The sequence below is a fragment of the Mangrovibacillus sp. Mu-81 genome, assembly GCF_036867415.1.
In the GTDB taxonomy this organism is placed as follows: domain Bacteria; phylum Bacillota; class Bacilli; order Bacillales; family Bacillaceae_B; genus Rossellomorea.
Map to the genome: position 1 here is coordinate 1 of NZ_JBAJHU010000014.1, position 13,480 is coordinate 13,480.

Below are 13,480 nucleotides of genomic sequence, written 5' to 3' on the forward strand. Positions count from 1 at the left end.
ATCGCGACGAGGAGGCTCACCGGCCGCCCGCGGAAAGCGGAGTCTTGCACGGAAATCAAAAGCGGTGTAAACAGCTACAAATAAAGTTTTAACCTGATATTATTCGTCTTTAGAATATAGTATTTTAGTTTTGTACCAGCTTTTTTTCATTCAGGTTACAGGTGCTTACCTTCTGAAGGCACCCTTCTAGGCACCTCTTCAATGATTTCCCCTTGCTTGTTCCACTTCAAGGCTCTGTAGACGGCATCGTGATAGAACAGGAACCAATATTCATTTTCTATCGCCTGATTGATCCACTTATCTTTCGCCTGGATGGACGTCATCGGATAATCGTCATAAGCAAGAACCCAGAGCGGGTTTTTATGAGCATGGGTCGGCATGATGTCCGCCATATGAATGAACGTTTCGCCTTCATGCTCAAGAACAATGATCGAGTGCCCATCGCTGTGACCGCCTGTATGAATCATCCGAAGTCCGGGGAGCACTTCCAATTCCTCGTCAAACGTCTGGACCTGATGACCGATGCTTTCCCAATTCTCTTTCCAGTATGTATTCCGGGAGCGGATATTCGGTTCTCTCATTTCGTCCCATTCAATTTTTGACGTGTAGATCGATGCATTCGGGAATACCGGTACGAGCTTTTCACCTTTATATTGGGTCAAGCCGCACGCATGATCGAAATGCATATGAGTCATCAGGATAATATCGATATCTGATGTGGTCATCCCGAGCTTCTCCAGAGAAGCTTCTATGGTGGATTCTTCGTGAACACCGTAATTTCGTTTCTGTTTTTCATTTAATTTGCCTTTTCCCATACCGGATTCGATTAAGACATTTTTCCCTTGATACTGAAAAAAGAGGGGATCAGTTCTCAATTCAATCTGATTCAGTTCATTGACTGCGTATTTTTTTGACCAAAGAGGTTTCGGAACCACTCCGAACATTGCTCCCCCATCCATGTGGGTGACGCCCCCATTCAGCCAATGGATCGTTAACTCTCCTACTTTCAATGATTCCATTCTCCTTGATTCCTCCTTTGTTCGTACATTTTAATTTTATCAGAATTTCGAGACAACTTATATAAATAAGCATGAGGTGCTGCTGAGAGTAGATTTGTTAACGATGTATCGAGGCAGTGATAACCCGGGGTTTATTACTAAATCAAGTTGCCGGTCACCGGTCAAAATCCAAAGAAAATTCGACAAGTGGCTCAATTAATAGTATTCTGGCGCAATTATTATGAATGCGGCACGATTATTTAAAAAGTAGATCAATTAATTGGAAACAGGCTCAATTATTGTTGAATGATCGAAGGAGGGAGGCATTTAAGCATGAAACTGACCATTCCCCCTTACTAAACATGAATGCAAAGTGTTATATTTTCAAAAACCATCCACTTTTTTCAAAAATCCAATATTTTTAATAACCCTTTCCTCACTACCCAACAAAAAAAGCATCCCAAAAAACTTATCGGGATGCTTTCCAATCACTATCCATTCTGAAACTGCGCTTCCACACGGTAGATCCGCTGACCCTTCGCTGAAAATTTTTCTTCGTATTCGGTCCTGATATTACCTTCGAATTCGCTGTTGTGTAGATCCAGGCTCAGGAACTTCAAGTGCAGGCCGTACCATGAAAAGCTTTGCAGGGAATACTCGAACAAACCTTGGTTGTCGGTTTTAAAATGGATTTCTCCGCGTTTGATCAAGATATCTTCATAAAGCTTGAGGAAGCTTTTGAATGTCAGGCGGCGCTTTTCGTGACGGTTCTTCGGCCACGGGTCTGAGAAGTTAAGGTACACTCTTCCTACTTCGCCTTCAGCAAAGTATTCCGTCAAATTTCCGGCATCCACATTCAACAGTTTAACATTCGGCAGCCCGGCTTCGATCAATCTGTCCAAAGCCGTTACAATGACACTTTCATACAATTCAATTCCGATATAATTGACGTCCGGATTCGCTCTTGCCATTTCCGTGACGAATTGACCTTTTCCAGTTCCAACTTCTATATGAATCGGATTGTCATTTCCAAATTCCTTATTCCATTTCCCTTTTTTCTCTTCTGGCTGGGCAACCACATATTGGGGGTATTCCCCGATTTTTTCAGAAGCCCATGGTTTATATCTTAAACGCATGCTGTGACACCTCATTTATTAATTTGGCCCATTCAATACCGCTATTGATTAACGTTAAAAAAACAAAATAACAAAGCCACATATTTTTATTGAAAAGCGGTTTTTATTTAGGACGTTTCCTCATAAAAGTAATTCAAGAACAGCTCTACCGAAAAAAACAATAACAGATGTAGGAACTCTCTGCAACAACAAATTAATGAAGTACGGTTTCCGATGAAAAACCACGAATAAATAAAAAAGGAATTCACACACTAAAAGTGAATTCCTTTTTTGTTTTCAACAAAGAAAACAATGAACGATTCTATATGAAAGGGTGTACGGTATGCCTTTAGATTCTCATTATCAATTGCAGTTGTTGAAAGATATTTTATCAAATCATCAAACAGATTGCTGCGGGTCAGTATCTGAATGTGAGCAAGTTGAACGATTGGTTAAATCATTGATGGTCAATGCAGATATTAATGAAAATATGAAACCGGTCCTGCAGGAAATTTATCAATACAGCCAAAACGGTGCAGGAAGTCCTGACCTCGGCGCCCATATTACGAGCCATAAACAAAACCTGTCCCAATGGGTGACAGATATGGATCAGTTCTCCTGATTAAACGACCTTGTGTAAATATTCAATCCAGTGGTTCATCTCATGAAAACGTCCTTTTCCTTTATGCCATTGGATGGAAAGGATCGTTTGAGCCACTACATACCACTTCATTCTCAGTCTTAAATTTTCTGTTAATCCGACCCCGTATTGGGTGAGCCATGCAGGCCACTCTTCTTCGGGAATGTACCAGTATAACAGCATGCCGACATCGAATGCAGGATCGGCTATCATTGCTCCGTCCCAATCAATTAAATACAGCTGGTTGTCATCCGACAGCAGCCAGTTGTTATGATTGACATCCCCGTGGCAGACCACGTACTCATCCTGCTGAACCTCTTCCAGTTCTTTCTGCAGAAACAATAACGCCTGCCTGACCACCGGAAGGGATAGAAGATCAAATTCCAGCCCGGTTTCTACATCCGTCAGCATATGCTCAGGCAAAAAAGGCTCCTGCCCCAATCTCTCCAGCATCGTGGACAAGGGCTTTGAAGAGTGAATTTTCTTGAGCAGCCTGGCTACCCGTTCATTTTTCATTTCTTCTGGATCTAGTTCTCTTCCATTTAACCAGTGTTGTGCAGTAATCACGTCCCCATTTTCCATTCGCTTTGTCCATACCAGCTTCGGTACGATGCCTTCTGCTGATAACACGGCTACAAATGGAGAAGAGTTTCGTTTAAGAAACAGCCTCTGCTCTTGATACTGAGCAAAAAAAGCTTCTCCGGTTGCACCGCCTGCGGGGACTATTTCCCAATCTTGGTCAAATAAGTGTTCCAATATATTCACCTTCTATTGGTCCTTAGTCATGTTCATTTCTATCATACGTCTTTTCGATACATAATCATTATCTTCTTTAAAAAATCATTTTAGTCGGTTAAAACTCTTCATAAAACAAAAAAGACAGCTATTGGGCAGATCAATCAATAGCCATCTGTTTTTGATTTTATCGTCATCTTCTCAATTCGTCAAGCATTGGAACGATGTGTCAGCGAACAAACAAATAGGATGATAGTCCTTCTACGTCGATTGAACCGCCCTTTAATTCACCTAATCCGTTCATATTCGCCCTGTTTCCGTCTGCAAGGAGTGTCCATACTTTTCCTTTTGGTAAGGCAAATTGCATGAGATTGCTGCTGCCGGAATGGAAGAGCAGCAATAACTCATTCCAGGGGCCATAGGGATGGACGTCGCGATAATGGACCGTTACCAGATTTTCTGCCGGATAGGAGACCGAAGCATACTTTCTGATAAGGTCCGATCGCCGGAACCGGAATGCCCCGTGACTTTTCCTAATGGCGATCAAGCCCCTGACATATGCGATATCCCGATCATGACGTTCCCTTTCCAGCCAATCAAGCCGGTTTATCTCCACAGGTGATCGATAGCTGTTTTCGATCCCCTGTTTTGTCCGGAAAAATTCCTGTCCCGCATGGATGAACGGGATTCCTTGGGAAAGCAGCACCATCGAAGTGGCAAGCTTCTGCCTTCTCTTCAGGATTACTTCCTCTTCTTCAAGACATGCTTTCATCTTATCCCACAGAGTATGATTGTCATGCGATTCTACATAGTTGACGGATTGTGCCGGCTCTTTAAAGATACCCTTTTCGCTGTCAGGAATGCCGATACTGCCTGTCAGAACCTGTGCCACTTTTCCTTCCAGCTTTCCGTGCCCGAGGGCAAATCCTTTATCATGCAGATTAAACGTACTCCCTTTGATCGTATCCCTGAAACCATCATTAAATTGGCCGATTCCCTTAAGGCTGTTTGCATTTCTGAGATTGGCTTTCCTGCCCGCGGGAAGAGGGGTGTTCAGATCCCACCCTTCACCGATCAAGATGGCATCGGGAAGGATTCGGTCTGCTTCCTGGCGGATTTCGTTCATCGTCGTGACATCAAGGATCCCCATCAGGTCGAATCTGAATCCATCCACCCCGTATGTTTTCATCCAATACCGGATCGAATCCTTAATGAATTTTCTTGCCATGGAGCGCTCTGAAGCAAAATCATTCCCGACTCCCGTCCCATTGGAAGGAAGTCCGTTTTCGTCATGCCGGAAAAAATAACCCGGAACGAGTTTCTCAAAGGATGAAGTCTCTTTAACATATACATGATTGTACACAACATCAAGAATGACCCGGATATTCTCTTCATGCATTGAATGGATCGCAGACTTCAGTTCGCGTATCCTTTCTGCCGGGTCATCCGGTTTCATGCTGTAGCTCCCTTCAGGAGCGTTAAAGAAAAGCGGGTTGTATCCCCAATTATAACGTTTGTCTTCGGGGTCATCCGATACACCATCGAAGTCGTTAACCGGTAGCAATTCAATATGTGTGATCCCCAATTCCTTTAAGTACTGTATGCCGCTTGAAAACCCATTCGGAGTACGGGCATCTTTCTCGGTAAACGCAAGATATTTGCCTTTGAACTTCATTCCGCTCTCTTTTGCGCTTGAAAAATCCCTTACGTTCAATTCATAGATGACTGCATCCACTGGGGATGGCAACGGTTCGAGTGAAGTACAGCTCGGTCCGATCCGGTCCGGATCCACCGCACACCCCCATTCACTGTTATAGGAAACGGCTTTCGCGTAAGGATCGATAAGCTCATTCCAGACTAAATTAATACAGGTCATAAATGTATAATAATACCCTTCGATATTCTCCCTGATTGTCAGCTCCCAGACACCGTTTTCCTTTCGATCAAGGGGATACTGAACGGCTTCTTCTTCTTGTGGCGCCTTTAATTTCAGCTTTACTTCCGTAGAAGTGGGGGACCACACTTTGAAAACAGCAGTTCCCTCATGAAATGTGACCCCCAGGTCATCCCCATCATAAAAAAAATGACGGTCGAACTCTTCCGTACGAATGACTGCACCGATTTGAAGATCGGTTTCCGTCTTATGTTCATCCACGATTTTATAGGTTTTCCCGAGTTCCAGTTCCTCGGTCAGTGATGCAGTATATTTCATCGCATCCCCCAAAGGAATCTTCTCCTTTATTTGAAGCGGGTTTTCATTTCCGTCTTTTAAGAGTGAAAAACATTCAGATTGTCCTCCGTGATACGAATAAGGGAGAATGAATGTAATCGTTTGGAATGTATCCAGGAATGCTTCGTACTGCCGACTAATGACTAACACTTCTGCCACCTGCTTCTATTTAACATTTTCCAACTGTCATGAAATAAAGTCATACAATCCTACTCCTATACTATTCACGTGTTACCTTTTGGTCTCCCGCCAATCGGGTAATGTTCCAGGATGACAGGAAATGGTCATTCCCGGGTGGAAGGATTGACGATGAATATCGTCTTCACTGTGTATCCTCTTTCGCTGCTGAATTCCAATCCTTCAATGTCTCCTGTTGATAATGCATCCGTTTAAAGGATGTCGTCTGACAATAGTCCAAAATGGCTTTCGCTGCTTTCAATTGCGCACTTTTAATCGGTGAACGGCTCGACCGCTGCTGATTGAACCAGCTGTCATGATCCCGCTTGTCAATGAATCGATAACCTGAAGGTGCCTGGGGATAATCAATATACCCGTTTCTGCTGATAACACCTTTAAGTACCGGTATTTCGATTCCGGCATAATCAATGATTTGTTCGATGATTCGTTCCATCCTTTTTAACGATATCAGCGGGTTCAGCACTCTTGTTTCGGTATCTCCCCATTTCTTCAGCCAGAATCGCTCACCTGATCCGATATAAGCTGTCCCGTCCTCGAATTCAAGGAAGGAAAGGCACCACACAGCCGTCGGCGTGATCAGGATCACTTCCAACTCCACAGGGGCATTCTTAATCTTGAGAACGGGGAAATATAATACAAGGGTATTATCCGGAAACCTCTGGAGCAAGTATTTCAGTCGCTCATCATAGCAGTAGCTGTTATCCACATAGGATTTTTCCGATATCGTTGAGCTTGCCCATCTCAACTGAAAGTCAAAGATGGAATCCAGGAAGTGTTTCTTCAACTCATCCTCAGTGGATATATCAGAGTGAGAGCTCATTTCCAGTTCGATTTCATCATCAGCCTGCTGCTTGAAGATTTCAATTTCTTCAGGTTCATCCTCTTCCTTTTTCTTAAAGAAAGACATGAATTTCCTGGCTGTGGACGGCCTCTCTTTCTCCATTTCTTCTTGATCAATAGAAGAAAACACCGCTCCGCTTTCCCAGTGAAATTTCATTTTTTCCCATTGCTGCTTTTTTAATCGTACAAATTGGGAAGGATATCTATATAAATCGGTTTCATACCTTGAAACATAATCTTGGAGTTTAATCAGCTGCGCCATCAGGAGTCCTTCCTTTCAAGTGTTTTAGGACGGGTCTTTCAATTGGATTGCATGCACCGCTTCATATTTCGGTGTACGATCCATATGCGTCTTATATAAAACCACTTCTTTGATATGATGGAAACCCGTGTCTTCTGTGTTGAATCCACTCAGCCATTCCTTTAAAAAGGAAGTTGGCAGATTCCACTTGCGCCCGATGGTGATGTGAGGAGCAAACGGTCTCGTATCCAATTGAAATCCGGCTTCTTCGCAGGCACCGTATACTTCTTCGCGAATTTGATGAAGACCTGAACAAGGATTCACACCCATCCACAGGATCCTCGGCTGATCTTCCTTGCCGAACGTCCCAAATCTATTGCAGGATAAAGTAAAACCTTCCCGGTTACATAAAGTACTCTCTGCCTTATCAATTGCCGATTCCAGATCATCCTGCGGGGCATTCCCTAAAAAAGCAAGAGTAATATGGTAATCATCGGGATGAACCCATTTTTTAAATGCTTCCCTCTTCCTCATCGGGGCCGTCATTTCATGAATGACTTCTTTCATATCGTCCGGTAATGATAATGCAAAAAAGTAGTGGGTATCTAACATAACATTCCATCCTTATTGTTTATTATCTCTATTTTAGCAAAATGTGCTAAGAGAAAGAATCTCCTAAGGAAAATGCAACAAAAATGAAATACAAAGCCTATTTAGTTGATAAGATTTATATGAATGAGTACCATAGAAATAGATTGTGAAGGAAAGGAAGTTGACAATGAAAGTAGTACAGAATATTGCTGAATTGATCGGGGATACGCCCCTTGTTAAATTAAATCGTCTGAATCCTTCTGATGGTGCGGATGTATATGTTAAACTCGAATTTTATAATCCGAGCAAGAGTGTAAAAGACCGTGCAGCTTTCCAGATGCTCCTCGAAGCTGAAAAAGAGGGCTTGCTGAAGGAAGGTTCCACGATCATAGAGCCGACGAGCGGTAATACCGGTATCGGACTTGCCATGAACGCTGCAGCAAGAGGGTACCGCTCCATTCTGGTCATGCCTGACACAATGACACAGGAACGGATTAACCTTCTAAAGGCTTACGGGGCAGAAGTCGTCTTGACGCCGGGGGATGAAAAGATGCCTGGAGCGATCGAGAAAGCGAAAGAGCTCACTGGGCAAATCCCAAACAGCTTCATGCCGATGCAATTTGAAAATGAAGCCAATCCGAATGCCCATCGTAAAACAACGGCACCAGAAATCATGGAGGCCATGGAGCAGATCGGCAAGCCCCTTTCAGCGTTCGTCGCAACTGCCGGAACAGGCGGCACGATTACAGGGACCGGCGAAATCCTGAAGGAGCATTATCCCGATATCCAGGTGCATGTCGTAGAACCTGCAGGGTCCGCTGTCCTTTCTGGCGGAAAACCAGGAAAGCATAAGCTGGTCGGAACCAGCCCGGGATTCGTCCCAGACACACTGAACACAGAAGTGTACGATAAAATCCATAAAATCGAAGACGAACAGGCATATGATATTGCAAGAAGAATGGCAAGCGAAGAAGGAATCCTTGTCGGACCCTCTTCAGGAGCCGCTTGCTACGCAGCCATCGAGGTTGCCAAGACACTTTCCCCCGATGATGTTGTTGTCTGCATCGCTTGTGACACGGGAGAAAGATACCTCTCAAGTGACCTGTTCCGATTCTAACCAATGAAGGCCCTTCCCGCAGTGCATTAAAGCATTGCAGGACGGGCCTTCTATCTGTCTTCCTTGATTTTGCGGTAGTGGGAGATGAAATGATCCGGTGAAGACTTCACTACGAACGTCAGCACGCCTTCAATGGTGTGAAGGTAAAGGAATATATACCGTGCGGAAAGATGCTTTTTCGTGACATCCATCACCTGATGCAGTGAAAAGCTTCGTTTAGGCGTCACGATTTTATCACGATACAAATACAGAAATTCTTCCGTTTCGACCGTAAACTGCTGGTTGTCTTCAATCATCCGTTCTTTCTTCATATAAGCTTGAGAACAAATCAACTCCATCCGCGTGCCTCCATTAAACAACCTGGACCTTACAATCTTCCTTGATTCTTCCGGTAAATAACGCTTGCAGTTTCGACGTTATCGGTCCCGGAACCCCTTGCCCGATCGTCACATCGTCAACCTTCACGACAGGCATCACTTCTGAGGTCGTACTCGCAATGAAGATTTCTTCTGCCGAAAGCAGCTCATCCACCGTGAACGTCTTTTCGACAAAGGGCATCCCGTTCTGATCGGCCAACTCTTTGATGACCCTTCTCGTAATCCCGTTTAGAATAAGGTTCGTAGCGGGATGTGTCAGGATCGTACCGTCTTTTACGATAAATGCATTTGAAGATGAACCTTCCGTCACTGTCTCACCGCGATGCTGGATCGCTTCGAAATGCCCTCTCGAAGCTGCTTCTTCTTTTGCTAGCAGATTTCCTAAGAGGTTCAGACTCTTGATATCACATCGGAGCCATCTGATATCCTCACAAAGCATGGCTGTCACGCCTTCTTTCATTTGTTTCTCCGGACGGGGTACCTCTTTAGTATAAGCAACTAAACTCGCAGGTACCTCTTCAGCCGGAAAGTGATGCTGTCTTTGTGAAATCCCCCTTGAAACCTGCATATAGACGATTCCATCTTTCAAGTGATTGTCTTTCATCAACTTGAAGACAATGGAAGAAATCTCTTTTAATTCATAAGGAATGGTGATCTTCATCTTTTCCGCACTCTGATACAGCCTCTCCATATGTTCATCCATTGTGAACACTTCGCCGTTGTAGACCCTGATGACTTCATAAATACCGTCCCCGAATTGATAGCCCCTGTCTTCGATATCGACTTTTGCATCGCTTCTCTTTACATATTCCCCATTAAGAAAAACCGTTTCAACACACATATTCCACTCTCCTCCCGATCTTATGATTTACAAGCTAATTCATAAATTGCCTGAGCATAAATGGCTGTCGCCTTGAGGAGATCCTCAATATACATATACTCATCTTTCTGGTGGGCGATATCCTCTCTCCCCGGGAATAATGGACCGAATGCCACGCCCGCTTCAAGACTCCTTGCATACGTTCCGCCGCCGATCGTGATGAGCTCTCCCTTTTCCCCGGTCTGCTCCTCATACACTTTCTTCAGTGTCTGTACAAGTTCATCATCCGCTGAAACATGATGCGGCTTGCTGTCTGTGAACTTCTCGACCGTGTAGCCTTCAATGCCGTGAAGAATCTCTTTCGCACGTTCCATGTCGTAATCGACTCCGTAGCGCATATTCAGCCCCAGCCTGCCGCCTTTCTCTTGGGAATATCGGAGCGTACCGACGTTGATGGTCAAGTCCCCCGTGATTTCATCCCGGTGGCTCACCCCAAGCTTAACACCTCTTGATTCTTTAAAGAAGTTCTCTTTTGTAAAAGCAAAGAAGGTTTCCGCATGGGAGTCAAGCGGCAGTTCAGTAAGAAACGCAGCAAGGAAAAGGCCAGCATTCTTCCCGTTATCCGGTTCCATACCGTGCGCGGACACGCCTTCGATTTCAAAGACCACCTCCCCGTTCTCAATATAGTAATTCCCTTTGATCTCCTCTTTTTTCGAGAAAATTTCAAACTGCTGCACCCATTTCGTGTGATCATCATCCAGATGGACGACAGCCTTGGCATAGTCAGGTACCATATTGTAGCGGCGGCCAGATTCGAATGAAACCACTTTGTTGACTGATCCGTTATCTTCCATGTCCATTTTTTGAACGAGATCGTAATCTGCAATTCCCTTTTCAGCATAGATGATCGGGAAGTCGGCATCAGGTGCAAAGCCCATTGAAGGCATCTCTTCCTCCTTGAAATAGTGATCTACACATCTCCAATCACTCTCTTCATCCGTGCCGATGATCATCCGGACACGCTTTGTAAAATCGGGCTTCAATTCCTTAACGATTTTCATGGCATAATAGGCTGCCATCGTCGGACCTTTATCATCGATCGCTCCGCGTGCGAAGATCTTCCCATCCTTGATCTCCCCTCCGAATGGATCCACGCTCCAGCCATCGCCCTCAGGAACGACATCGACATGACAGAGAATGCCGAGCAGTTCCTCTCCTTCACCGAACTCAAGGTGTCCGGCAAGATTACCGGAATTCTTAGGGGTGAAGCCGTCCTTTTCACCGAGCATCAATAGATAATCAAGCGCTTCCTTCACCCCTTTTCCGAGCGGGGCTTCCTCCGTGGCATTCTCTTCATCTAAAACACTTTTAATTTGTAAGAAGTTTTGTAAATCTTTCAGTAAATCATCTTTTCGTTTCTCTACTTCCTGCGTCCAGTTCATCTTTAACACCTGCTCATTATGTATTTAAACGATTCACCTCCCATTTTATACTGTTTGAGCCCGAAATCCAAACAGGGAGAAATGCCCATAAGAAAAAGATTGCAAGGTTAATTTTCAGAATTATTCATCTTTTAAAGATAAACCTCATAAGATGGGGATAACAACGGTACTCATCGTTAATTGTTTGTAAATTTGGACAATATTTATAGAATTTTTCTAGATTTAGGGGTACAATATAATTGTCAGACATCTTATGAGTACACTATAAAAGGAAAAGGGGTTGTCTAAAGCGCATAGTACATAGGTAGCACTTTGAGGTGCACAAATGACGATGTAGTCTTTGACTTTGGAAAACTGATGAGGGAGTGGTTCTTTGAAACCTTCAACCAATCGTATGCTAACAAGAATTAAGGCTGTATACATGTACATCAACAAGAAAGGTACTGTAACAACTCAAGATCTCGTTGACGAATTTGGCATTACTCCTCGCACCATTCAAAGAGATCTCAATGTGTTAGCGTATAACGACTTGGTACAAAGCCCAAGTCGAGGCCAATGGACAACAACACAGAAGAAAGTAAAGATGTCTTCATAGAAAGCGGAAGGGCTTTGCCCAGAGGCGACAAGCATAAGACGAAAACCCCAGAAAGGCGCTTTTTGCCTTTTTGGGGTTTTTGACTTATGACCTCGAGCCTCTAAGCCCTGGAGCTGGACAATAGAGAAAAGCGGAAGGGCTTTGCCCAGAGGCGACAAGCATAAGACGAAAACCCCAGAAAGGCGTTTTTTGCCTTTTTGGGGTTTTTGACTTATGACCTCGAGCCTCTAAGCCCTGGAGCTGGACAATAGAGAAAAGCGGAAGGGCTTTGCTCAGAGGCGACAAGCATAAGACGAAAACCCCAGAAAGGCGTTTTTTGCCTTTTTGGGGTTTTTGACTTATGACCTCGAGCCTCTAAGCCCTGGAGCTGGACAATAGAGAAAAACCCAGCCCCTGAAGCGTATACCACTTGAGGGGCTGGACTTTTTTCATATTCAGGGTCAAATCATGGACGAAACTCTTTCAGCATCTCCACTTCTTCATCAGTCAGCTCACGATATTCACCAAGCTCGAGGTCCTCATCCAGCTTCAATGGCCCCATGGACAGACGCTTCAAGTAAACAACGCGTTTCCCAACGCTTTCAAACATCCGCTTCACCTGATGGAACTTGCCTTCCGTGATCGTCAATTCGATATCCGAAGTGAGACCTGATTTTAAAATTACAAGGTCTCCAGGCTTCGTATGATAACCGTCCTCCAGTGTCACACCCTCTTTGAATGCTTCCACATCCCGGTCAGCGACTTCTCCTTCAATCACGGCGAAATACGTTTTCGGTACATGCCGTTTTGGAGAGAGAAGCTGATGGGATAATTGTCCGTCATTCGTGATGAGGAGCAGGCCTTCCGTATCCTTATCAAGTCTTCCAACCGGAAAAGGATTAAAGATCTGGTCATCCATCTGCAGTATATCTATGACGGTTTCTTCATTGGCATCCTCTGTGGCAGAAATCAATCCAGGCGGCTTGTTCATCAATAAGTAGATGAATTCACGATATTCGACCTTATCCCCGTACAGCATGACGGTATCCTTTTCCGCATCAACGTGTACTTTCCCGTCCTTGATGACCTCACCGTTCACCTGGAGACCGCCATCCTTCAACAGCTTCTTCACTTCTTTGCGGCTTCCATAACCCATGTTGGCAAGCAATTTATCGATTCTCATATTGACACTCCTACTCTATTTAATAAACATTCATTTCCAGTTAGTCAAAAGCCCATTCATAATCCTATTTTACACATAGGCTATTAACGATAAGCATAAGACCCAAATTAATCGAGGTGACAAGTATGCATCCTTTTCGACAACAAGGAACCGGTGGTATTTTGATTCCGATCCCGCTGCCGGGCGGCGGTCAGCAGTTTCCAAGTTATCCTGGTTATCCTGGAGGCGGTGGCGGAGGAAACTTCAATGAGCGTCTCGATCGTTTAGAAAGACAATATCAGAGACTGGACCGCAGAGTGGACCGCCTTGAAAGGCAAGTGGAAAGACTTGAACGTCAGCTGGGCTATTACAATCAATAACAGACGGCTATGTAAAAAGG

At 44.4% G+C, this 13,480-nt stretch carries 14 protein-coding genes; 4 read left to right on the forward strand and 10 right to left on the reverse strand.

Annotated features, from left to right (window positions below; genetic code table 11):
• Window positions 1-155: 155 nt before the first annotated feature.
• Window positions 156-1,019, reverse strand: a complete 864-nt coding sequence (locus V6B33_RS19415; protein ID WP_334219331.1) for a YtnP family quorum-quenching lactonase — start codon at window positions 1,017-1,019, stop codon at window positions 156-158.
• A gap of 470 nt (window positions 1,020-1,489) precedes the next feature.
• Entirely contained in the window at window positions 1,490-2,134 is a 645-nt protein-coding gene (gene trmB / locus V6B33_RS19420; RefSeq protein ID WP_334219332.1) for a tRNA (guanosine(46)-N7)-methyltransferase TrmB, read from the reverse strand.
• A gap of 322 nt (window positions 2,135-2,456) precedes the next feature.
• Between trmB and V6B33_RS19425 the strand changes: the two genes are divergently transcribed.
• Entirely contained in the window at window positions 2,457-2,735 is a 279-nt protein-coding gene (locus tag V6B33_RS19425) for a YtzH-like family protein (protein WP_334219333.1), read from the forward strand.
• Here V6B33_RS19425 and V6B33_RS19430 read toward each other — a convergent pair whose 3' ends face one another.
• The 4 genes from V6B33_RS19430 to thpR all read right to left on the reverse strand — a co-directional run bounded on the left by V6B33_RS19430 (window position 2,736) and on the right by thpR (window position 7,609).
• Window positions 2,736-3,509, reverse strand: a complete 774-nt coding sequence (locus V6B33_RS19430; protein WP_334219334.1) for a phosphotransferase family protein — start codon at window positions 3,507-3,509, stop codon at window positions 2,736-2,738. It lies immediately after the preceding gene.
• A gap of 208 nt (window positions 3,510-3,717) precedes the next feature.
• Window positions 3,718-5,868, reverse strand: a complete 2,151-nt coding sequence (gene pulA / locus V6B33_RS19435; RefSeq protein WP_334219335.1) for a type I pullulanase — start codon at window positions 5,866-5,868, stop codon at window positions 3,718-3,720.
• A 172-nt stretch (window positions 5,869-6,040) separates the two neighbouring features.
• Entirely contained in the window at window positions 6,041-7,018 is a 978-nt protein-coding gene (locus V6B33_RS19440; RefSeq protein WP_334219336.1) for an NERD domain-containing protein, read from the reverse strand.
• 24 nt (window positions 7,019-7,042) lie between these two features.
• Window positions 7,043-7,609 (reverse strand): RNA 2',3'-cyclic phosphodiesterase, encoded by a 567-nt coding sequence (gene thpR / locus V6B33_RS19445; RefSeq protein WP_334219337.1) that lies wholly within the window; start codon window positions 7,607-7,609, stop codon window positions 7,043-7,045.
• A gap of 166 nt (window positions 7,610-7,775) precedes the next feature.
• Here thpR and cysK point away from each other — a divergent pair, with 166 nt between their 5' ends.
• Window positions 7,776-8,705, forward strand: a complete 930-nt coding sequence (gene cysK, locus V6B33_RS19450) for a cysteine synthase A (protein ID WP_334219338.1) — start codon at window positions 7,776-7,778, stop codon at window positions 8,703-8,705.
• 50 nt (window positions 8,706-8,755) lie between these two features.
• On the opposite strand, the gene V6B33_RS19455 is transcribed toward cysK, so the two are convergent.
• Genes V6B33_RS19455 through pepV form a run of 3 tightly spaced genes read right to left on the reverse strand, consistent with a single transcriptional unit; the run spans window position 8,756 to window position 11,344 of the window.
• Entirely contained in the window at window positions 8,756-9,043 is a 288-nt protein-coding gene (locus tag V6B33_RS19455; RefSeq protein ID WP_334219339.1) for a hypothetical protein, read from the reverse strand.
• Window positions 9,044-9,056: 13 nt separating this feature from the next.
• Window positions 9,057-9,923, reverse strand: a complete 867-nt coding sequence (gene dat, locus V6B33_RS19460) for a D-amino-acid transaminase (RefSeq protein WP_334219340.1) — start codon at window positions 9,921-9,923, stop codon at window positions 9,057-9,059.
• 20 nt (window positions 9,924-9,943) lie between these two features.
• Window positions 9,944-11,344: a dipeptidase PepV gene (pepV, locus tag V6B33_RS19465; RefSeq protein ID WP_442915563.1), complete on the reverse strand. Its 1,401-nt coding sequence runs from the start codon at window positions 11,342-11,344 to the stop codon at window positions 9,944-9,946.
• 373 nt (window positions 11,345-11,717) lie between these two features.
• Here pepV and V6B33_RS19470 point away from each other — a divergent pair, with 373 nt between their 5' ends.
• The gene (locus tag V6B33_RS19470; protein ID WP_334219342.1) at window positions 11,718-11,939 is read left to right on the forward strand and encodes a DeoR family transcriptional regulator; all 222 of its coding nucleotides are present in this window, start codon (window positions 11,718-11,720) and stop codon (window positions 11,937-11,939) included.
• A 445-nt stretch (window positions 11,940-12,384) separates the two neighbouring features.
• On the opposite strand, the gene V6B33_RS19475 is transcribed toward V6B33_RS19470, so the two are convergent.
• Window positions 12,385-13,101: a pseudouridine synthase gene (locus tag V6B33_RS19475; protein WP_334219343.1), complete on the reverse strand. Its 717-nt coding sequence runs from the start codon at window positions 13,099-13,101 to the stop codon at window positions 12,385-12,387.
• A gap of 125 nt (window positions 13,102-13,226) precedes the next feature.
• On the opposite strand from V6B33_RS19475, the gene V6B33_RS19480 reads away from it, so the two are divergent.
• Window positions 13,227-13,460 (forward strand): hypothetical protein, encoded by a 234-nt coding sequence (locus tag V6B33_RS19480; protein ID WP_334219344.1) that lies wholly within the window; start codon window positions 13,227-13,229, stop codon window positions 13,458-13,460.
• Window positions 13,461-13,480: the final 20 nt, after the last annotated feature.